At 65.4% G+C, this 19,392-nt stretch carries 19 protein-coding genes; 12 read left to right on the forward strand and 7 right to left on the reverse strand.

The window, feature by feature from the left end; translation table 11 throughout:
- The first annotated feature begins 2 nt into the window (after positions 1-2).
- The 8 genes from E8D38_RS24370 to E8D38_RS24405 all read left to right on the forward strand — a co-directional run bounded on the left by E8D38_RS24370 (position 3) and on the right by E8D38_RS24405 (position 6,175).
- Positions 3-800, forward strand: a complete 798-nt coding sequence (locus E8D38_RS24370) for a discoidin domain-containing protein (RefSeq protein ID WP_140636574.1) — start codon at positions 3-5, stop codon at positions 798-800.
- Positions 797-1,192 carry a hypothetical protein gene (locus E8D38_RS24375; protein WP_140636576.1) on the forward strand — a complete coding sequence of 132 codons (396 nt, stop codon included), beginning with the start codon at positions 797-799 and terminating at the stop codon, positions 1,190-1,192. Before E8D38_RS24370 ends, E8D38_RS24375 begins: the two co-directional genes overlap by 4 nt.
- A gap of 4 nt (positions 1,193-1,196) precedes the next feature.
- Positions 1,197-3,071, forward strand: a complete 1,875-nt coding sequence (locus E8D38_RS24380) for a hypothetical protein (protein ID WP_140636578.1) — start codon at positions 1,197-1,199, stop codon at positions 3,069-3,071.
- Positions 3,064-3,285: a hypothetical protein gene (locus E8D38_RS24385; protein ID WP_140636580.1), complete on the forward strand. Its 222-nt coding sequence runs from the start codon at positions 3,064-3,066 to the stop codon at positions 3,283-3,285. The genes E8D38_RS24380 and E8D38_RS24385 overlap by 8 nt, the downstream gene beginning before the upstream one ends.
- A gap of 91 nt (positions 3,286-3,376) precedes the next feature.
- The gene (locus E8D38_RS24390) at positions 3,377-3,943 is read left to right on the forward strand and encodes a DUF4124 domain-containing protein (RefSeq protein WP_140636582.1); all 567 of its coding nucleotides are present in this window, start codon (positions 3,377-3,379) and stop codon (positions 3,941-3,943) included.
- Between the two features lie 50 nt (positions 3,944-3,993).
- Positions 3,994-4,602 (forward strand): glycoside hydrolase family 19 protein, encoded by a 609-nt coding sequence (locus E8D38_RS24395; protein WP_140636584.1) that lies wholly within the window; start codon positions 3,994-3,996, stop codon positions 4,600-4,602.
- Positions 4,603-4,612: 10 nt separating this feature from the next.
- Positions 4,613-5,221: a hypothetical protein gene (locus E8D38_RS24400; protein WP_140636586.1), complete on the forward strand. Its 609-nt coding sequence runs from the start codon at positions 4,613-4,615 to the stop codon at positions 5,219-5,221.
- 165 nt (positions 5,222-5,386) lie between these two features.
- Positions 5,387-6,175 carry a DNA adenine methylase gene (locus E8D38_RS24405; RefSeq protein WP_181179403.1) on the forward strand — a complete coding sequence of 263 codons (789 nt, stop codon included), beginning with the start codon at positions 5,387-5,389 and terminating at the stop codon, positions 6,173-6,175.
- Positions 6,176-6,600: 425 nt separating this feature from the next.
- Here the strand turns inward: E8D38_RS24405 and E8D38_RS24410 are convergent, their stop codons facing one another.
- The 5 genes from E8D38_RS24410 to E8D38_RS24425 form a co-directional block, all read right to left on the reverse strand.
- Positions 6,601-6,813 (reverse strand): hypothetical protein, encoded by a 213-nt coding sequence (locus E8D38_RS24410; protein ID WP_140636588.1) that lies wholly within the window; start codon positions 6,811-6,813, stop codon positions 6,601-6,603.
- A 383-nt stretch (positions 6,814-7,196) separates the two neighbouring features.
- The gene (locus E8D38_RS29400; RefSeq protein ID WP_281286155.1) at positions 7,197-7,328 is read right to left on the reverse strand and encodes a hypothetical protein; all 132 of its coding nucleotides are present in this window, start codon (positions 7,326-7,328) and stop codon (positions 7,197-7,199) included.
- Between the two features lie 161 nt (positions 7,329-7,489).
- Entirely contained in the window at positions 7,490-8,581 is a 1,092-nt protein-coding gene (locus tag E8D38_RS24415) for a PDDEXK family nuclease (protein WP_140636590.1), read from the reverse strand.
- Positions 8,582-8,587: 6 nt separating this feature from the next.
- Entirely contained in the window at positions 8,588-9,970 is a 1,383-nt protein-coding gene (locus tag E8D38_RS24420) for a DNA cytosine methyltransferase (protein ID WP_140636592.1), read from the reverse strand.
- Positions 9,963-10,181: a ribbon-helix-helix domain-containing protein gene (locus E8D38_RS24425; RefSeq protein ID WP_219851861.1), complete on the reverse strand. Its 219-nt coding sequence runs from the start codon at positions 10,179-10,181 to the stop codon at positions 9,963-9,965. Before E8D38_RS24425 ends, E8D38_RS24420 begins: the two co-directional genes overlap by 8 nt.
- A 1,040-nt stretch (positions 10,182-11,221) precedes the next feature.
- Here E8D38_RS24425 and E8D38_RS24430 point away from each other — a divergent pair.
- The 4 genes from E8D38_RS24430 to E8D38_RS24445 all read left to right on the forward strand — a co-directional run bounded on the left by E8D38_RS24430 (position 11,222) and on the right by E8D38_RS24445 (position 16,069).
- Positions 11,222-12,019 (forward strand): hypothetical protein, encoded by a 798-nt coding sequence (locus E8D38_RS24430; protein WP_140636594.1) that lies wholly within the window; start codon positions 11,222-11,224, stop codon positions 12,017-12,019.
- Positions 12,020-12,113: 94 nt separating this feature from the next.
- On the forward strand, positions 12,114-12,812 hold the full coding sequence (locus tag E8D38_RS24435) for a trypsin-like serine protease (protein ID WP_181179405.1): 699 nt from the start codon (positions 12,114-12,116) through the stop codon (positions 12,810-12,812).
- A gap of 8 nt (positions 12,813-12,820) precedes the next feature.
- On the forward strand, positions 12,821-15,490 hold the full coding sequence (locus E8D38_RS24440) for a S8 family serine peptidase (RefSeq protein WP_140636598.1): 2,670 nt from the start codon (positions 12,821-12,823) through the stop codon (positions 15,488-15,490).
- A 9-nt stretch (positions 15,491-15,499) separates the two neighbouring features.
- Entirely contained in the window at positions 15,500-16,069 is a 570-nt protein-coding gene (locus E8D38_RS24445) for a DUF1353 domain-containing protein (RefSeq protein WP_140636600.1), read from the forward strand.
- A gap of 599 nt (positions 16,070-16,668) precedes the next feature.
- Here E8D38_RS24445 and E8D38_RS24450 read toward each other — a convergent pair.
- Together E8D38_RS24450 and E8D38_RS24455 are read right to left on the reverse strand one after the other, a co-directional pair.
- Positions 16,669-17,088: a cupin domain-containing protein gene (locus E8D38_RS24450; RefSeq protein ID WP_219851863.1), complete on the reverse strand. Its 420-nt coding sequence runs from the start codon at positions 17,086-17,088 to the stop codon at positions 16,669-16,671.
- 186 nt (positions 17,089-17,274) lie between these two features.
- Positions 17,275-19,392 (reverse strand): LamG-like jellyroll fold domain-containing protein (locus E8D38_RS24455; RefSeq protein WP_140636604.1); only part of this gene is annotated, 2,118 nt, incomplete at its 5' end.

The raw sequence follows: 19,392 nt of genomic DNA on the forward strand, positions 1-19,392 counted from the left end.
CCATGCCGGCCTATCGCTACTGGCGCCTGGAGATCACCGGCCGCCAGGCGTACTCGACCGGAATCGGCGAGCTGAGCCTGCGCACCGCGGTCGGCGCTGGCTCGGTCGCGACCGGCGGCACGCCGATCTCGAGCGCCGACTACCAGGGCTTCGTGAACGCCAACGCCTTCGACGGCAACCCATCGACCTTCTGGCTGCCCAGCAACGCAGGGTCCGCCGTCGGCTGGATCGGCTACGACTTCGGCGCCGGCAACGAACAGGACATCGTCGAGTGGGCGGCGGACTGCAGCGCGGCCAGCGTGGGCGGCCAGGTGCCCGAGAAGATGGTCCTGGCGTACTCGGCCGATGGTGTGAACTGGACGGGCGCCTACCCGATCCTGCGGCCGCCGGCGGAGCAGGGCGTGTATGGGGCGATGGTCAGCTACACCAACGACCTGGCGCCGGCGAAGGTGCGCGGACAGGCGGGGCGCGTCATTCCCGGCTGGCCGACTGGCGGCCTGGTGGCGCGATCGTGGACCGGCACCATCGCACGACCGGATGCGCAGGACGGCGGGCGCTACCACCTGCACGGCACGGTCAAGGTGGACGGCACGCCGGACATCCCGGTGTCGCGGCGGGTCTGGTTGTTCGACCACGATGGCGCACGCCTCGTGCGCGAGCAGTGGAGCGATGCGGTCACCGGCGCCTACGACTTCCGCCACATCGCCCTGAAGCCGTACTTCGTGGTGGCCTTCGACCACACCCACAACTTCCGCGCGGTGATCGCCGATCGCGTGATGCCCGAACCGATGACGACATGAGCGACCTCACGATCAGCGAAGCCCTCGCGAATGCCGCGCACGAGGGGCGCCGCGCCTTCCTCGACAACGGCCCCGGCGTGGCGCGGGTGCGGCTGTATGCGGCGCCGCGGCCGGGCAATGGTGGTGCGACGTCGGCGGCGCTGCTGCTGGACGCCCCGTTGGCCAAGCCCTCGAGCACGATCGCGGCCGGCGTGATGACGCTGATGCCGGGCGCGGACCCGCTGGTGCTGGCCACCGGGGTGGCGGCCTGGGCGCGCTTCATCACGGCCGATGGCTCGATGGCCTTCGACACCGATGTGGGCGACATGGGAAGTGCCGCGACGGTGAAGCTGCCGAGCACGCAGCTGTTCGAGGGCGGGACCACGCGCATCGTGCTCGGCACGTTCGGGTGAGGCCATGGCCGATCTGATCTTCAGCCAGGCGCGGCTCACGTCGCCGCCGGTGCACCTGGTCTTCGGCGAGGTGGGCGATGCGGTCGAGATCGAGATCGTCGTTGCGGGCGTGTTCCCTGCGTTCGGCGGAACGGTCCGGATCAGCACCGTCAGCGACGCCAGCATCGCGGGGGTGTTCCCGGCCTTCGCTGGGGCGGTGCAAGCCGAGTACGTCTCGGGTGCCAACCGGCCGCTGGTCGGTGCGGTGGGCGCCGGCTGGCAGCTGGCCGTGCAGCGGCGCGTTGGTGCGGAGCAGCACAGCGAGTCGCCTGCTCATGCTCACAAGGGTGTGGAGGCCGCCTGGCAGGGCGGTGCGTTGGCTGCGGCGCGCGTACGTGTGGCTCGAGAGCAGACGCTGCAGCTGGCGCGCGCCGCGGTGCAGGCCGGGCACCAGGAGGCCGCGCAGGTTCCTGCAGCGGCGATCGTCATCGAGAGCGGCGACGGCTTGCGTGATCGCCGCGCGAGCCGCAGGACCGGCTTCCAAGAGGCCCGAGCTGCGGCCGTGCAGCGAACGTCGTCGTGGCAGGAACGCCTGCGGCATGTACGCCGGCTCGCGGCAGTTCGATGGCAACCGGCGGCACCTGTGGTGGTTCGCCGGCAGGGCGGCACGTCGAGCGCGCTGCGCCAGCACCGCGTAGTGCACGCGGCCTTCGAGGAAGCGATCGTCCCGCCGCCCGGCCTGTCGCCTCGCCCGGGTGTCGTGCCGCCGCCGTTCGACCCGTGCTACCTGCCTAACCCGCACCTCGTCTTCAAGGACGCGGGGCCGGCCGGTACGGGGCTGTTGTTCATCTGCGAGCGCCACGCCGGGCCGCCGGCCTTGGTCGTGGTGCCCATCAAGAGGGTGTATGTCGTGATCAATGAAGTGAGCCTGCGGCGGGTCGATGGCAACCTGCCGCTGCCGGCGTTTGCGCTGTCGCTGAGCCTGGACGCCGACTCCTGGACCTGGGGCTTCAACGCGTCGCTGCCGGCGAGCACGCTGGAGGCGCTGGAGCCGGACGCCGACGGTTCGCCGGTGGAACTGGAAGCCCTCATCAACGGCCAGCCGTATCGGCTGCTGGCCGAGCGGCTGTCCCGCGAGCGGCAGTTCGGCCAGGCCGGCATCCGCGTGCAGGGCCGCGGCAAGGCCGCGCTGCTCGACGCGCCGTATGCCGCGCAACGCAGCTTCGGCAACCCGTTGCAGCCGCGCACTGCGCAGCAGCTGATGGCCGACGTGTTGACCGTCAACGGCGTGGGCATCGGCTGGGACGTGGCCTGGGGCCTGACCGATTGGCTGGTGCCGGCCGGCGCCTTCAGCCACCAGGGCAGCTTCGTGTCGGCGCTGGGCCAGATCGCCGCGGCGGCCGGCGGCTACCTGCAGCCGCATCCGACCGACCCGCTGCTGCGGGTGCTGCCGCGCTACCCGGTGCCGTCGTGGCAATGGGGCAGTGCCGTGCCGGACGTCGAGCTGCCGGCGGCGGTGACGACGCGCGAGAGCATCGAGTGGCTGGAGAAGCCGCGATACAACCGCGTGTTCGTGTCCGGCACCTCACAAGGGCTGCTCGGGCAGGTCACGCGGCAGGGCAGTGCGGGCGACCTGATTGCGCCGATGGTGACCGATGCGCTGGCCACGCATGCCGACGCGCTGCGCCAGCGCGGCATCGCGGTGCTGAGCGACACCGGGCGCCAGGCCAACGTGACGCTGCGCCTGCCGGTGCTGCCCGAGACCGGCGTGATCGTCCCGGGCAAGTTCGTGCGCTACGTCGACGGGACGACGACGCGGCTGGGCATCGTGCGCAGCACCAGCGTCGACGCCGGCCGGCCGGAGGTGTGGCAAACCATTGGAGTCGAGACCCGTGCGTAACCCCTACAAGCTGCTGCTGGACCTGCTGCCGCAGTCGCCGCTGCAGGTCGGCACCGTGCTGTCCGCCGAGGGCGGCGTGGCCACCATCGAGCTGCCGGGCGGAGGGCGAGTACAGGCCCGCGGCGAGGCCGCTGCGGGCGACCGCGTGTTCATCCGAGACGGTGTGATCGAAGGCAACGCGCCGGTGCTGCCGATCGAAGTGATCGACGTGTGAAATCGTCGGGGACTGTCCACCCGCAAGGGGGTTCCCAGCGTTAAGCGCACCAGTACCATCGCCCGCACAAAAACCACAGGGATAAGACACCATGCACAAGACGCTCGCTCTCTTGCTCGCCGCCCTGGCGGGCACCGCCTCCGCCCAGATCTACCAATGCCCCGGCCCGGGCGGCCAGAAAGTGTTCCAGCAGAGCCCCTGCACCGGCGGCAAGGAGCTCGACGTGAAGCCGGTGCAGCAGGTCGGCGGCACGATGCTCGGCGGCCAGGCCGCCCCGGATGCCGGCGACGTCGACCGGCGCCTGTCGATCCTGCAGGCGGCCGAGCGCGGCGAGCCGGCGGTGGGCATGACGATCGACCAGCTCGACCGCGCGATGGGCGCGCCACACAAGGTCAACGTCGCCAACTACGGCGGCGGCCCGGAAGAGCAGCGCATCTACCGCCGCGACGGGCGCACCTTCTACGTCTACACCCGCGACGGACTGGTGAGCGGCATCCAGAACCAGGAGACCGGCCGCCGCAAGCCCGCCTGCCCGTCGTCGCGCGAGCTGCGCGACGCCGAGACGGATGCGAGCGCGCAGACGCCGAGTGCCGATGAACGCAAGCGCCGCGCGCAGCGGCTGGCGGACCTGAAGCAGCAGGACCGCGACTGCCGATAGAACCCTCCACCCCAACGAACCCGCCCGTGGCAACACCGGCGGGTTTTTTAATGCCTGAACGACACCTCACCCCCGCGCTGCTGGTGGCGGTCTATGCCTGCCCGCCGCAGCGTGCCGCGGCCTGGGCGCCGCACCTGCAGGCCGCCTGTGCGCTGGCCGGCATCGACAGCGCACAGCGCCTGGCGTGCTTCCTCGCGCAGGTCGGCCACGAGTCCGGCCGGCTGCGCCACACCCGCGAGATCTGGGGTCCGTCGGCCGCCCAGCAGCGCTACGAGCGGGACTTCGCCTCGGCCTGGTCGAAGAGCGACCCGCGCAACCGCCTGGCCTTCGCGCTGGGCAACACCAAGGCCGGCGACGGCAAGCGCTACCGCGGCCGCGGGCTGATCCAGACCACCGGCCGCGCGAACCACCTGCTGACAACGCTGCGGCTGCGCGAGCGGCTCGGCGCCGACGTGCCCGACTTCGTGGCCACACCGGCCCTGCTCGAGCTGCCGCTGTGGGCGGCACTGAGCGCCGGTCTGTACTGGCGCGTCAAGGGCCTCAACCGCTGGGCCGACGCGCACGACTTCGCAACGCTCACCCGCCGCATCAACGGCGGGTTCAACGGCCTGGCCGACCGCCAGGCGCTGTATTCCCGCGCCCTGGGCGCTCTTATCTGAAAGGACCTCCATGTTTGCCCTGTTGGGAACCATCGTCACGTCGATCCTGTCCGGCGGCGCCACCGGCCTGCTCGGGCTGGTGATCCAGCGCTGGTTCGACTTCCGCAACCGCGCCCAGGACCTCGAGCTGGTGCGCATCAACCATGAGCAGGCGCGGGAGCTGGCCAAGATCGAATCGGAGCGTGCGACGCGCGTTGTGCAGGCGCAGGAGGCCATTGCGCAGGTGCGGGCCGATGCCCAGGTCAGCGCGGCGGAGCTCGAGGCGCAGGCGAGGGCGGATGAGGCTGCGGCGCGCGGCTACATCGCGAGCCTGGAGGCTGATCGCGCCCGCTACCTCGACGCCGAGGCGCAGCGCAGCAGCCGGGTCGCACGCTGGGCCATGGCCGTCGTCGACTTCACGCGCGGCATGGTGCGCCCGGTGCTGACCGCCTACCTGGTGGTGGTCGCGCACCTGATGTTCTATTGGGCGCAGCAGCTGGCGGCGCAGCACGGCCAGCAATTGAGCGCAGACCAGGTGCACCACCTGATCCTGCAGATCGTCGGCACGCTGCTGTATCTGGCGACTACCGCGGTGGTCTGGTGGTTCGGCAGCCGGCCGCCGGCGCGGCCGAGCAAGTAGGCCGCATCCCCTTCAGCCGTTTCAAAAAGACAGGGCGACCACCCCAGGTGTTGGAGCACCGAAGGTGGCCACCAAACCCACAGATCTCGCCTGTGAGCCCAGCCAAGGCCCCGCCACCTCCCGGGAGGCGGGGCGCAGTTTATCCCCCGAATCTGGAGCTTCACTTTGGCATCACCCATCATTCCGTGGATGGGCGGCAAGCGCCGCCTGGCCGATCTCATCATTCCCCGCTTCCCGCCGCACAAGTGCTACGTCGAGGTGTTCGCCGGCGGCGCGGCGCTGTACTTCCTGAGGCCGCCGGCCGAGGTGGAAGTCATCAACGACATCAACGGCGAGCTGGTCAACCTGTACCGCGTCGTGAAGCACCACCTCGAGGAGTTCGTGCGCCAATTCAAGTGGGCGCTGTCGAGCCGCGAGGTGTTCAAGTGGCTGCAGGACACGCCGACGGAGACGCTCACCGATGTACAGCGCGCGGCGCGCTTCTACTACCTCCAGCACCAGTGCTTCGGCGGCAAGGTGCAAGGGCAGAACTGGGGCACCGCGACGACGGCGCCGCCGGTGAACCTGCTGCGCATTGAAGAGCAGCTCAGTGCGGCGCATCTGCGGTTGTCGAGCACCTACGTCGAGCGGCTGCACTGGCGCGAGTGCATCGAGCGGTACGACCGGCCACACACGTTCTTCTACATGGATCCCCCGTACTGGCAGACCGAGGGTTACGGCGTGCCGTTTGCGTTCGAGGAGTACACGGCAATGGCCAAGGCGATGCGCTCGCTGCAGGGCAAGGCTCTGCTCAGCATCAACGATCATCCGGCCATCCGGGAGTGCTTTGCCGGCTTCCACATGGAGTCGCTGCGGATCAGCTACCAAGTGGGCGGTGGAGCCAGGCCGACAGACCGGCAAGAGCTGGTGATCTGGTCATGGGATCCGGACAGCGACCCCGCAGGCTTGTTTTAGGGGCGTGTAAGCAGCGGGACTTCAAGCAGAATGCGCCCACGTCGCAGGCTGTGGATGTGGCCGCGGCGGCGTGGGGCTGCTGCGCGACGACTTCGCGCTGGCAATTCAGGGAGCCACAATGCCAACGTTCGCCTCCATCTGGAGCAACTACCCCAATGTCAAGGGTGAAGAGCCGCTGCGCTGCAAGCGTCGTGATCGGTGCCGCCATTTCGCAGTACCAGGTACGCGTGCTGCACTACTCGCCGGCTCAGGCGGATGCTTTCATCGACGCCTTTCTGCTGCTGTGGTCGGTGATGACCCTCGTGGGCGCGTATGTAGGCTACAGGATCCACAGGCGCCGCACGCGTAAGCGGGGCGGCTGAGGGATCTCTGGCTCCACGTTGGAGTTCAGCGGCCTCCGGTCTGCTGCAATGACAGGTCAGGCGTCATTGCGGCGGCGTAGGCTCGATCACTTTGACAGGCTGATCTGGCACTGCGCGTTTGAGGGCTTCTACCGCACCGATCTCCGCGTCCTTGATTGATGCGTAGACCGCCGGAGAGACAGCAATGGGGAGAGCCGAGTCTTCGGGGTAGTAAAGCTCATTGAAGTAGCGGCCAGTTGCTGGATCGAGAACGGTTTCAACCCGAAAGCGTGGCATCCAGAACTCCTTTGGTGCAAGTTAGAAACGTGACTGACGCCTCACGTGAAGGCAAACCGGTGGACCATGAGCCAGCCTCGTTGACTGACAAGCTAGGCAATCTGCCGACCTTCTGCTCACGAGAACGCCGCCCTTGAAGATGGAGAGCCTTGTGTCGAGGGTCCAGCTGAAGGGTGTGGTCGGTGTTGCTTATGCCCGCAGTCCGGGGTGACACTGGCCGGAATGCGCAGGTTCGCATTGAAGGTGCCGACGCCCGTGTTGTCGACCCCCCCAAAGGAAGGAGGTCTTGCTGAAGCCTGAAGTGAGATCTCTCCCGGCAGGGGAGGCAACGTGGTGCTGGAGCTTCGGCCACGGCCGTTGCAAAACATGCGGCGTGCCGGTAGTCACGCCAGGACAGTCGTCAGCGGCTGCTGTCGTTTGCCACGATCATGGACGAGCCGCCTGAGGTCGCAGCGTTGGGCCATGACCGCTGCATCATTGCGATCAAGTTCGAGCACCTCGATGCGTGCAGCCACCGGATGCCTCGAACCTCACGGCGCAGTATGCGACCGCACTATGGGCACCGGCTGGCGGCGCAACTTGCCCTAGGCTCCCTCGGCTATGCGCTCGCAGCACCGACGACCGTCCGCGCGGTCAGCGCTGAACAGCTGCGCCACGATGTGAACTGCAGCGCGGCCTAGATGCCTTCGTCAAAGAAGGCGGTCATAGCCGTCGCGAACCAGAAGAGCTGGCTATCGTTGAAGTCCTCTCGAATCCACACCGGTAGGCTATTGCGCGGGAACGCGAGCTGACCGAGTGCGACGGCGAGCTGCTGCAGCTTGGCATTGATGCGGGTTTCAAGATCCGCTGTTTCGATGCCAACCGCAAGCGCCTTGGCCAGCGCAAGTAAGACCTCAAGGAACACGAAGTCAGCCGCGCGCGGGTTGTCCGGCTGGCCGATGAAAGCCCAGAATTCTCTCCCGATGCACCGATAGACCCGCACCGAGCGCGTTGCCGTGTCGATAAGGACACCAGGCTTGCGAGCGCGATCCTCTTCCTCGAAGCCGTTCTGCAGCAGCTTCACCAGAATCTGGTTCTCCTTGTTGTTCGTGGTGCAGTCCGTCCCGTATGTCAGGCCCAGCACCACATCTATTTCCCGCACCTCGGGGTAGGTCGCCCGTGTCTGCTGCAGCCAGCCGCGATGGTTGTCAATGATGGCCCGGGTCATGCCTTGGACCTGGGTGTCGTTAATCGTGTTTGGGCCGCTCTTGATAGAAGTCAGATAGCGCCGGGGGCCGATCACGACCGACTTGTCAATCTCACGCCACACGGAGTCCACGCGGCGCTGTGCCTTCTCTTCGTTGCTCAGGCCGATGAGCGCATCAAACTCGGCGCGCTTCTCCGGCGCTTCAATCCACTTGTTTGCCGAAACGAGTGGGTATTGCCCTACGAAGGCCGCTTCAATCGACTTTCCGAATGACGTTTCAAGCCCCATGTAGAGCTTGCTGTTGAACAAGAAGGAACCAAACGCGCGCGGGTCATCGAGGCGCATCACGCTCGCCGAGGTCATCAGAACGTAGGGGTTCGTTCGATAGTCGGCCAGACCCGCGCGTCGCTCGAAAGCGAGCGGCAGATTGGTGCTGATGTAGCCCGCCAGCGCACGGGCCAATGTCTCGACCCGCTCTTCCGTCACGCTGGCGAAAAGGCCGACGATTTCTTGAACGTTGAACCGGTGGGTTCGAGACTTGAGGGCGGCGGTGAAGGGGTTTGCTGTTGCGCGTGTCGCCATCCTGTCCTATCCAATCGCACTGACTTTTCTTAGTGTTTGTGGCGGTTCGTAGGTGGCGAGCGCGTTGTCCTCCCCGTCCTCCCACACCAGAGTCTTGCCGCCCTTGAACCATTGCCGGGTTCGGACATGCGATTGCACATACACGACGCGGTAGTCGGTGGGCTTCTCAGCTCTGGCAAGCCAATTTTGCATCCGTAGTTTGTCCAACTCGGCAGCGATGACCTCGCCAGCAACTTCGCCCAGGCGCACGGGCACAGCGTTGCCGACCTGGGCGTATTGCTGACTGGGTGTTCCTTGGAACGACCAGTCCGGCGGGAACTCTTGGATAGCGGCGTATTCCTTGAGCGAAAGTGCCCTCACCTCTCCGGGGTGGCATAGCGCCGTGCTGGCGTGGTTTGGCATCGTGACCAGCGTTGGGCACGGCAAGTCATAGCTCAACCGTCGCCACCACCCCGACCGGCCGCCCTTCGCAAACCAGGCGCTACCCATGGACTCCTGCTGCTTCTCGACCGGCAGGCTGCGCCAGTTCGACCCAGGTGGCACCAGCTCCAGGAAGGACTTCTTGCGCGGGCTGAAGTCCATCACCACATCGGTTGGCGCGCTTTTCAGGTGCCTGATCGCGTCGCCTAACGTGCGCCACGGCTTGAGCGCCGGCCCGCCGAAGAGGTGCGCTTGCGGCCCCTCCGGCGCTCGGGCTGGCCCATGCGTTGGGTTCGGGAAGTTCACGACCGTGTTGTATCGGTTGCCGATGAACAGTGCCCGCTCTCGCAATTGCGGTGCCCCATAGTTGACGGCGTTCACCTCAAAGCAGTCCATGTGATAGCCATTGCCTCCAATTCCCTGCAGATCCTGCAGATCCTCGGCGAACAGGCGTACAACGGAGCCGGGCAGCTCATCCGGTTCCAGCGGCGGTCCGCCCTTCTCGGGCCGTTGTGCGATTGGCCGGTGCTTGAGCGCCGCCGACAGGAGCCCGCGCACGTTCTCCATGAGGAAGAAGCGCGGCTGCATGCATTCCACAAAGCGCAGGTATTGCCACAGCAGCGTCCCACGCGGGTCTTGCGTTGCCATGCGCCGCCCTGCCGTGCTGAAGGACTGGCACGGGGGGCCGCCAACAAGCAGATCCAGTTCGCCGGGCTTGAGGCCGCAAGCGTCCAGCACCATCACCGGATCCAGATCCGAAATATCGCCCTCGAACACCTGCAGCTTCTTCGGCAGCCGTCCTTTCGCGTGGTTCGCGCGGATGGTGTCACAGAAGCTGGGTTCCTTCTCGACGCAGGCCAACAGCTCGAAGCGCCCTGTTTTATCAAGGCCGAGATCCAGCCCCATCGCGCCCGAGAACAGCGAGATCACCTTGTATTTCGGGGCTGGCTTCTTCTGTGTTTCAGCCATGACGCTGCCCGCCGCCACTCGCCGCACCAAACAGCGGCCATTGGCTGGCAACGTATTGCTCTGCAGCTTCTCGCACAACCCAAGCGACCGACACCTTCTTCTGCTTTGCGATGCGCTCAAGGGTGTCGTGCAACTCGGGTGGAAAGCTCACGGACGCACGCGGCATCCGGGCATCCACCTTTTGTTTCGCTGGTGCTCTTCGTGTTGTCATGTCTGCCTCAGACAGGTAGATGCACCACTTTACACCACCAAGGTTCAATGTAAGGCGATTGGTTGCAGTGCCGGCTGCGCCCGAGTGGTGAGGCCGCTTGCCTTCGCGACTGGCTCGATCGCATGGGAACAAGGAGGCCTGATTGCGGTGGAACCTGACGCCACCAACCCGCTGCATTGGGCTCGGCCATACGGGTGTCAAAAGATGGTCGTTATGTCCGCCGCTTGCGGGCGGAGTCCTCCATGCGGTCTTACATCCTGATTTAAGGCATCGCGAATGGGGCACTGTAAGTCAGGGCGCTCACGCCCGAATCGAGCCGGCATTCCTTGCGGGGCGGCGAGCTCCGTTCGTCGCTGATAGGTCGGTTCGCACCGACGAGTCCACGTGCTACAGAAGTGCTACGAACGCCTCTACCCCCTGTCGATCCCGCCCATTGAACTATGGCGAGCTGAGGGGGAGCGCTGGAGCGCTTGGCACAAGCAGGCCTCCATGATGAGGCCGTGAGACGGTTCCGCGTCGCGGGTTCTACGCTCAACATAGCTGCGTGCAGGGTGGTCGAAGAGGCTGACATCGCAAATGCGGAACGCCTCGCGGAACAAACGCGGAACACTTGCTTGATTGGTCAGCGCTCAATCACGCTGCAACCCGCATGAATGCTCTGGTGCCTCGGGCCGGAATCGAACCGGCACTCCTTGCGGAACGGGACTTTGAGTCCGACCGTCAGTTGAGCGTCGGCGCGACCCCGTGGCCCGAAACGTTCCGCATTTGTCTTCCAGCAGCTCTCTGGGAGATTGTGCTGATGCGGAACAAGTCAACGGCACAACCTTGAGTCTTGTTGCATAGGTGGGGTGGGAATCCGTCTCACAGCCACCGGGCGCTGCACGAAAGCCAATGATCGAGTGCGTTCGACTGAATGAAAGCATTACCCGGCAACCGCGGTGCGGGCACTCAATCGGGGGGGTGTTTCATTCAATTTGAGGTTGCAGGGCCTGCTCCCTTGCTATTCAATGTTCGCCAATCCGAAGTGGCGGGGGGGGGGCATGAAGCGCACTGTTCTTGTGGCTGTGCTGGTGCTGCCGTTGCTCATGGGGTGCGGCAGCCTGCGGGGCGCGGGCCCGTTGTACGAGCCTCTTTCGCAGACTTGTTCGGGAGTGCCTTGCATCTCAGAGTCCAGCAACACGGCGTTCGCTCGTCAGAAGCTGGGCGCGTACAGAGGGCATTTCCAGGCCTTGGCTGATAGCCGTGCGGAGAGCGACCTGCGCGCAGGCAACCTCGGCATCTTCGGCGCAGTACTGGGCATCGCCGCAGCAGCAGCTCAGTCGCGTGAAGCACTCGCGGCGGCGGCCCTTGTTGGCGTGACACCGACGTTGTTTGCGCACCGCTACAACTTGCGCGGCCAGCCGCAGATCTACGAACGCGGCGCCCGCAATTTCCGCTGCATGAGCGACACAGTGCGGGATCTGCAACGCTTCGAGGCACTCTACGCGCGTGTGCCCGACGCTGATCGCACGGTTGAACTGCGCGCGGGCTACCAGGAACTTCTTCCCGCGCTGAAGGAGATTGATCAGCAGATCGACGTCGTTGTCGACCGCACGCGCGAGGACCTGCGCAGAGGGGTGGGTGAGCTGAACGCTGCCGCTATTGCCACCGCGTTTGATCAATATGGTAGGGATCTCGTGAATGCAAGGGATCAGCTAAGAGGAGTGCCACTAATCAGTGCTCCTGCTCACGCCGGAGCGCCGCCGCCGTTGAACACGGACGAGCAGATTGAACTGCGTGGCTATCTCGCGCGCCTTAGGGTCGTGCGCGGTGAGTTGCAGAGGTGCGTGTCTCTTTGAGGAGGGGCTGGCGATGCAATGTCTCTTGTTCCGAAGCGCAATGCTGGCGCTAGCGATAGTCCTTACGGCCGAAGTGTCGGTGGCTCAAACGGTCATGAAGCGCGTCGCAGGGCGTGACTTGAGCATCCAGGTGATTGGCGGTGCTCCCGCAGATCCGGCTGTGTGGCCGGCCACCCTCGTCTTTCGCGACGCCAATGGGGCTGGCTGCACCGCCACCGTGATTGGAAGCAGGGTGGTCCTGACGGCTGCACACTGCATGCGCAATGGCGAAGCGGCTATTGTCGATCTACCACCTGCTCAGCGTATCGGGCTGGTCTGCGACCATCACCCCGACTACCCCGCCAACTATTCGGCCGACTTCGCGCTGTGCATCGCTTCCGCTCCGCTGGACATCGGCGCCGACTACGAGGTCATTGCCTCTGACGTGTCCTTGCACAAGAGCGGTCGCACGGTCGTTCTGCTTGGATACGGCTGCATTACCCAGGGTGGTACCGACAAGAACTTTGGCCAGCTGTTCCAGGGCGCGGCGACAGTGACGCATGCTGAGGCAAACGAATACGTCGTTTCTTCGGGGGCTGCCGTTTGCTTTGGCGACAGTGGCGGCGCGGTGTACTCGCCCGACGGGGTTAGGCGGCGTGTGATCGCCGTCAACTCACGCGGTGACATCAGTCAGTTCTCGTGGCTTTCGCTGACCACGGGGAGCCTGTTCAGGCGATGGGCTCTCAAGTGGCGCCATGCTGAGGGTGCCCGTCTCTGCGGCATTCACGCGGACGCGACAAACTGCCACCAATAGGATCCGTGATGAATCGCGGGGTATTGTGGGTCGCCATGATGTGGCTCTCAGCCTTCGCGTTGTGGCCGACTGAGTCTGGAGCGATCATTGTCGGGCAGGGAAAGGACAATGAGTTCCCCCGCTACCCGTCGATCGAGCAAACCACGCTTGTCTTCCGCAGTGCAGGGGGCACTGCTTGCACGGCCACCCTGGTCAGTTCGCGTGCCATCATGACCGCGGCTAGCTGCCTGGGCAGCAGCGGCCGGCTGACCGCGCAGTTGGGTTCCGATACCCATACGCTGAGTTGCTCACGAGTCACTTCACCGGGCGAACCGTTCGCGGACATCGCACTGTGCGCATCGGAGGCTCCGCTGCTGTTCTGGAGCCCGGCACGATTGGAGCCCGCTAGGGCCGCGGTGCCGGGCGAGCGGGTCGTTCTCGTTGGCTTTGGCTGTACTAGTCCGGGTGGTCTGGACCGCGCAGGTGCACCGCGCTATCAGCAAGAGCAGGTGCAGGTGTTGGGCATTGCCGGCCAGGGGGAGCCGCTTGTGGAGGCGGTGGGCGCTGCGGCCTGTTTCGGCGACTCAGGCGGTGGCGTGTACCGACCACCTGCAGCGCCAGGAAAATCGCCGGTGCTTGTGGGCGTGATATCGCGCTCGGATTTAGCGCGCACCACATGGTTCGTACCGGTGGCTGCGCCCTTGGTCGTAGACAAGATCCGCGCTTGGTCCTCCGCGACCGGCGTGCCAGTTTGCGGCATTAGTGAGCTCTCTGCCGGTTGCGAATCCGGTCCCGACCAGCCCCCCGACCTTGGCGCGTCCAACACAGTGGTGCTGCGAGCACCAGACGCGTCCGAGCCGCTGACCGCAAACCTCTATGCTGCACAGCTCGTGCTCGCCGATGGGGAAGGGCGTGAAACCGTCGAAACGGTGTTTGCTCGAGTGTGTGGTACGCCGTTGTCATCCGTTCCCGGCATGACCTCGGACCAAGCTCGTGCAATCGGTGGAGTCACAGTGAGGCGCGGGGATTTCATCGAGATTCCGAAGTGTCCTGTTGTGGCCTACAAGGCGGCGAGAGACACCAGCGCCAGGCACGTCGTGAGGGAGCTCGATACGGTCTGGTCAATCTACAAAGGACTGAAGAAGACGAGCCGGGAAGTGCCGAAGCAAAGCGCCACCGAGTTCGCCGAGTACGTGCGCAGATTCGAGTTGCTCAATCCAACCCTGCGCAGCCCAGATGACATAAAGCCCAAGCAGATTGTGAATGTGCCATCAGTCCCCGGCGTGCCGCGCCCGGTGCCCGTGGCGACAACGGCCGTGCCAGACGCGTTGCCGATCTTGACCTTGTCCTCCGACGAATCGGATGCATCTTGCAGGGGACCGGCTACCGCCGCAGGCTATCCATACGATCTGGCGCTCCTGCTCGATGTGCTGAGCATGAACCGGCGAGTTGATATCCCGGCTGCGCCCGTCGGAATCACCATCGCGGACAGCGGTCTGCAGGGAGCAGGGCAGGGCGCCTTTATCGAGAGCGTTCTCAGCAAGCGGCGCCAGACCGACTTCAAGGCGCACCAAGATGCCATCGCCCCGGTCGTTGTCAATCCTCGGGCACGCACACACGGGACGGCCGTGGCGTCCGTGGCGCTGGGCGGACCTCTGTACGCGCGCTTCGGCCCTACCTCGGGCGTGCCGCGCATCCAACTCGCGGTGCACCGCATCTACTCCACCCCATCCACTACCAACGCTGCCGACGCTGAGGATAGGGTTACAGCGGACGTGGCACTGTTCGACGACATGATCGCCTTTGCTGAGGACAAGGACGCTGGCATCGTCAACCTCAGCCTGCGCAGTACGGGCACCATCCCAGCGATCGAGAACAAGACTCGTGAACCGAGGACAAGATTGCTCTTTGTCGCGGCGGCAGGCAACGAGGGTAAGAAGCTCAGTCGCGATCCGGCTCTGGATGTTGACGTGACTTATCCGGCTGTGTACGGAGGCCAGTCTTCATTGCGGCTGATTACGGTGATGGCACTCGACGGCGAGGGCTCCCGGGCAGGGTTTTCCAACTGGGGCGCTCGCTTCGTTGACATCGCGGCTCCTGGCTGCCGCGTGCCGGCACTGCGCTGGGACAGTGAGCTGGGTCGCTTCGTCGAGACGCGCGAATCCGGGACTTCGATGGCGGTGCCCATGGTCAGCTTCGCCGCAGCGGTGGTGCGGTCTGAAAGCAACGGCGAGTTCTGGCCAGAACAGATCAAGCGGCGCCTGCTCGTGTCGGCCGACCTGACGCCGGTTCAGCCACTTATTGAGGAGGTCAGGGACGGACGTCAACTGAACATTGCAAAAGCGGCTGCGCTGCGCAATGACGTCGTCGAACTATCCGGACGACGCCTGTTGGTGGGTGATCTGCGTCTTCAAGAGGGCACTACTGTGCTGGTGGGGCCGAGCAAGAGGTTGCAGTTGTCGTGCGAACAAGAAGCCGACCTTCGGCTCAAGCCGGAGGACCTATTCAAAATCGCCCGATGGACGCCCGACGCGCAGGGCGAGCGGTTCAAGGTCTACTACCGCGGCGCCGCCAATGAGTTGTTCCTGTCTGATGTCTGCCGGAGGCCGCCGTTCCAAGTGCACCTCATCAAGCTTTCGGGTGAGACGGTGCAGGTGGAATGGAGGGACGTGCAGGACATCGTTACTCGCAACAATTGAGGAGTCAACATGAATCGCAGGTTGCCGCTGGCGTTGTTCTCGACACTCCCTCTGCTTTGCGGGTGCGCAGAGGTGTTCTATGCGCGCACACCGGTCGGTGTACTTAGCGGCAAGCTGGATGTTGAGTGGACGGAGGCCAACCAGTTCATCTTCCGCCCGCGACCGGACAACCCGCTAACCTTTGTCACTTCAGCGGGCCGTCGGATTCAGCCTGGGGTGATGTACACCGACGGCGGATCGGTGCCACGCTTCTTTTGGTCCATGCCGAGCTTCGGCCCTTGGGACTTCGGGCCAGCATACATTCTTCATGACTGGCTCTTTCAGCAGCACCACTGCAAGCTGGGCGACTGGCAGAAAGATACGCTAGGTACAACCGCGGACGTGCTCGCAGAGGCGATTAAGACGCAAATGACCAGGACAAACCAACATGACGCCTTCGCAGTCTGGGCAATTCACCGTGCGGTGAGCAGCTCGGTTGCTCAGAAACGCTGGGATTCGGGCACCTGCATGCCGCCGCCGGTGTCCGGTGCGCGGGCGGTGCGCATCATGACTATCGATGCCGACGCAATACGCCCTTGAGCGCAGCGGTTCGGAAGGCTTCCTGCCGCGTGCAAGCAGTCGCCCGTCGAACACTGTGGGCACAGCGTCTGGACGGCATCCCCGATGCTTCATGAGGTGCGGCCATAACAGCTGACCAAAAGTAGAGAACTCACGGCGCTGGAAGGGCTCCGTCGGTTGGCACGTCTCGGCCGGGCCCGGCTCAGCCTCCACAACTGAGGCCGCAGCCGGGGGGAATTGAGCGGTGCGATTGTGGCTGCCAACCTGGTCTGGTGGGGCGCCGGCCCGAGCAACGAGTGTCCGAAGGCCTCTTGCGGCATCCCACGACTCGGCATCCGGCAGCGCACTTCGCCGGCTCGGGGCAGTGCGCCCCGAGCTCCCAGTGCTACGAGACTGCTACAAAGCCGGGACTTCCCCTATGAGATCCACCCATTGAACTACGGCGGGGTGGGGGCACGCGGGCGCCGCGTATTGTGCCTCTTCGCGGGACGGCGCTCCGATGGCTCGCACATCCCTGTGCGCTGGCCGGCATCGACGGCGCCCAGTGGCCGCGGGCTGGGCCCCCAAGCTCAGTACAGAAGATTTCGTTGGTTGCGCGCCTTTGTGGTCAACGCTTGATGCTAGTGGCCGGCCGCTTCCGACAGTGGCATGCCCGGTGTGCCTGCGTAGAACACGATCAACTCGGCTCCGCGCTCGCCTGTGATGCCGCGGTGGGCCGCGCCCACCATTTCGGGCAGCACCTGTCCTTGAGTGATGTGCTGCTTCCGCCCGTCGTCCTTCTTCTCCACGGTGAGATCGCCGCTCAGCACGTAGCCTGCATTCGGCATGGGGTGCGTGTGCCATGCCAGCTGCGTGTGTGGCGGGATGGTGATCTTGAGCACCGTGAGTTGCGGTGTGCCCGTGGGGTAGGCCGTATAGGGCACGCCGTCCCAAGAGGTGGTGTCGCGAAGCAGTACTTCGGATTGAACCTTCGGGGGCTCGGCAGCGCCCGCCGCGCAAACGAAGCCGAGCGCCGCGACGCAGGCTGCGATGTTCTTCATGAAAACCTTTCGATTCATGCCAATGTCAACGCCACGTCGACGTGATCGAGCGTGGCGTTCGAGCAAGGGCCATCTGGTGAGCGGCGTGAAGGTGATGGCGGTACTTCATGCCCAAGGGCGTTGCTTTGATGACGATGTCGCAGGCGCCGCTCGCAAGCGGAACCCCGGGGCCGCGGAATCAGCGCCTCATCGCGCCAAGGCTGCGACCTCTGCCGCGCTCAGCGCACCCGCATGGACTCGGAAGTCCTGGATGCGGCCGTCGAACGATGGATGTGCCCAGTTGCGCCCGAGGAAGGTCACCTGGTCGCCGACCTGGCGCGGCGAGAGCAGGATGTCATCCGACTTGCCCATCTCGGTGCCGTCGACATAGAGCCGCGCGGTATTGCCGCGCAGCGTGACCGCCACATGGACCCAGCGGCGAATCGGCATGGCCCAGGGCGCCTCGACGATCTGCGTGTCGTTGTGCGTCGCGCCGTGGATCCCGAAACACAGCACGCCCGAGCCGCCCCGCGGCATGAGGTACATGGCGGAGAACCCATCATTCCCGGCGAAGAACATGCAGGTGTGCCAGCGCAGCGAATTGGCGTAGGCCCACAGGGAAACGGTGAAGTCGTCCAGGTCGCCGAAGGTGCCTTGCGGCAACTGCAGGCCCGCCTTCTTGCCGTCGAACACGATGGCCTTGTCGCCGCGGCGCCCCTCGCCCCAGGTGGCACCGTCCAGCAGCGTGCCCTCCACCGAGGCCGAGGTGCCGGCGGCGTTGAGCAGCGTGCCGAGCGTCCCCGTGTTGCCCGCACCGTTCAGCGGCAGCGTCAGGCGGGTCTCGCCTGGAACGGCGATGCGGGCCACGTTGGAACCGGCGTTCGGGGCACCGGCGCCCTCGGCGGTGACCTGGTAGAACCAGACGCCTTTGGGCGGCGCATCGCTGTAGGTGAGCAACTGGTTCGCCGAGACCTTGCCGAGCAGGGTGAAGGGGCCGTTGGCCGCGTTGCTGCGCTTGACCGCATACGCGGTCGCGCCGACGCTGCCCCACCACGACAGCACGACACGGTCGCCGCGCAAGTGGGCCGTGAGGCCCGACGCCGGCTTCATCGGCCCGGCATAGTCCGCGCGGCGATGGACCAGCGTCGGCCACCAGACGTCGTCGCTGCTGCCGCCGTACTTCGCCTCGCACAACGGCACCATGCGCGCGACGTTCGGCGCCGCCAGCCCCATGCGGTTCACATAGTGGTTGTAGATCGGCTCCCAGGCGTTGCGGCCGTGCTGGAACGACTGGTTCACCTCGGTCCATATGGCCGGGTGGGGCTGCGACGGATTGTGTTCGCGCGCAAACGGCATCGGGTAGGTCTTGCCGTTCTCGTCGAGCAGGTTGGAGCGCGCCACGTACTCGGCGGCTGCCAGGAAGCGGTTGTTGTACAGCCCGTAGAGGTCGTCGCCCTGGTTCCAGGCCATCTCCAGCACGTCGCCGCCGAGCGACATGCCCAGCGTCGAGTGGCCCTGGTCGCGGCCGCTTTCTTCCCACTGCCCGAAATGACCCGGGTGCATGAAGTACACGCCGTGCAGGATGGAGCCGTTGCCGAAGTTCCTGAGCTTGCCGCGGTTGTTGCCCGCGTAGCTATCGCAGGCCAGCCGGTACAGGTCGGGTCGGTCGCAGAAGATGCCGATGGCCATGGCGCCGGCCAGCGAGGCCAAGTCCCAGTTGGCATGGGAGCCGATGCGCCCTTCGCTGAGGAACCTCGATGAAATCGGGGCGAAGACGTTGAGCAGCATGTCCTGAAAGCGCTTCAGGCTCGCCGGGGCCCAGCCGGAGTAGGTGCGCAGGATCTCGCCGATCTGCGCCAACTGGTGGCCCTGTATGCCGGCAAGGATGATGAAGGTGTGGTCGTCATGGGCGGTCGATCCGGGAGGCACCGTTCCGACCTCCTTCAGCGTGTTGGCCCAGGCGTCCAGGAACTCCACCGCCTTGTCGGCATAGCGGTTGTCCTGCGGGTCGGACAGCTTCCAGCGCAAGGTCAGGGACCAGGCGCGCCAGATGTCGACGTACAGGTTGTTCTTGCTGCCGTCGGCTCGGTAGACCGCGGGCAGCGGGTACGGCTTGGTGTCCAGGGTGGCGAAGCGGTCGGCGCACAGCTTGTTCCACCAGCCCGTCCACGGTTCCTGGCCTGCCTTGATGTGCGCGCGGACGCGGGTGGCGTCGGCTTCGGTGAGCAGCAGCCCCGGGTGGCGGAAGACGCCGGTCTCCGAGGCGGGCGCGGAGGCGGAGCTGTTTTCCTTTCCCAGCACCGACAGTCCGGACGGGCCGATCTC

Source organism: Methylibium rhizosphaerae, assembly GCF_006386545.1.
Classification (GTDB): Bacteria; Pseudomonadota; Gammaproteobacteria; order Burkholderiales; family Burkholderiaceae_C; genus Pseudorivibacter; species Pseudorivibacter rhizosphaerae.

What these genes read in the sequence shown, in the direction of transcription:
- E8D38_RS24370 (WP_140636574.1), top strand. Translation starts at nt 3, where the DNA reads ATGCCGGCCTATCGCTACTGGCGCCTGGAGATCACCGGCCGCCAGGCG.
- E8D38_RS24375 (WP_140636576.1), top strand. Translation starts at nt 797, where the DNA reads ATGAGCGACCTCACGATCAGCGAAGCCCTCGCGAATGCCGCGCACGAG.
- E8D38_RS24380 (WP_140636578.1), top strand. Translation starts at nt 1,197, where the DNA reads ATGGCCGATCTGATCTTCAGCCAGGCGCGGCTCACGTCGCCGCCGGTG.
- E8D38_RS24390 (WP_140636582.1), top strand. Translation starts at nt 3,377, where the DNA reads ATGCACAAGACGCTCGCTCTCTTGCTCGCCGCCCTGGCGGGCACCGCC.
- E8D38_RS24395 (WP_140636584.1), top strand. Translation starts at nt 3,994, where the DNA reads ATGCCTGAACGACACCTCACCCCCGCGCTGCTGGTGGCGGTCTATGCC.
- E8D38_RS24400 (WP_140636586.1), top strand. Translation starts at nt 4,613, where the DNA reads ATGTTTGCCCTGTTGGGAACCATCGTCACGTCGATCCTGTCCGGCGGC.
- E8D38_RS24410 (WP_140636588.1), bottom strand. Translation starts at nt 6,813, where the DNA reads ATGCCACGCTTTCGGGTTGAAACCGTTCTCGATCCAGCAACTGGCCGC.
- E8D38_RS24415 (WP_140636590.1), bottom strand. Translation starts at nt 8,581, where the DNA reads ATGGCGACACGCGCAACAGCAAACCCCTTCACCGCCGCCCTCAAGTCT.
- E8D38_RS24420 (WP_140636592.1), bottom strand. Translation starts at nt 9,970, where the DNA reads ATGGCTGAAACACAGAAGAAGCCAGCCCCGAAATACAAGGTGATCTCG.
- E8D38_RS24425 (WP_219851861.1), bottom strand. Translation starts at nt 10,181, where the DNA reads ATGACAACACGAAGAGCACCAGCGAAACAAAAGGTGGATGCCCGGATG.
- E8D38_RS24430 (WP_140636594.1), top strand. Translation starts at nt 11,222, where the DNA reads ATGAAGCGCACTGTTCTTGTGGCTGTGCTGGTGCTGCCGTTGCTCATG.
- E8D38_RS24435 (WP_181179405.1), top strand. Translation starts at nt 12,114, where the DNA reads ATGAAGCGCGTCGCAGGGCGTGACTTGAGCATCCAGGTGATTGGCGGT.
- E8D38_RS24440 (WP_140636598.1), top strand. Translation starts at nt 12,821, where the DNA reads ATGAATCGCGGGGTATTGTGGGTCGCCATGATGTGGCTCTCAGCCTTC.
- E8D38_RS24445 (WP_140636600.1), top strand. Translation starts at nt 15,500, where the DNA reads ATGAATCGCAGGTTGCCGCTGGCGTTGTTCTCGACACTCCCTCTGCTT.
- E8D38_RS24450 (WP_219851863.1), bottom strand. Translation starts at nt 17,088, where the DNA reads ATGAAGAACATCGCAGCCTGCGTCGCGGCGCTCGGCTTCGTTTGCGCG.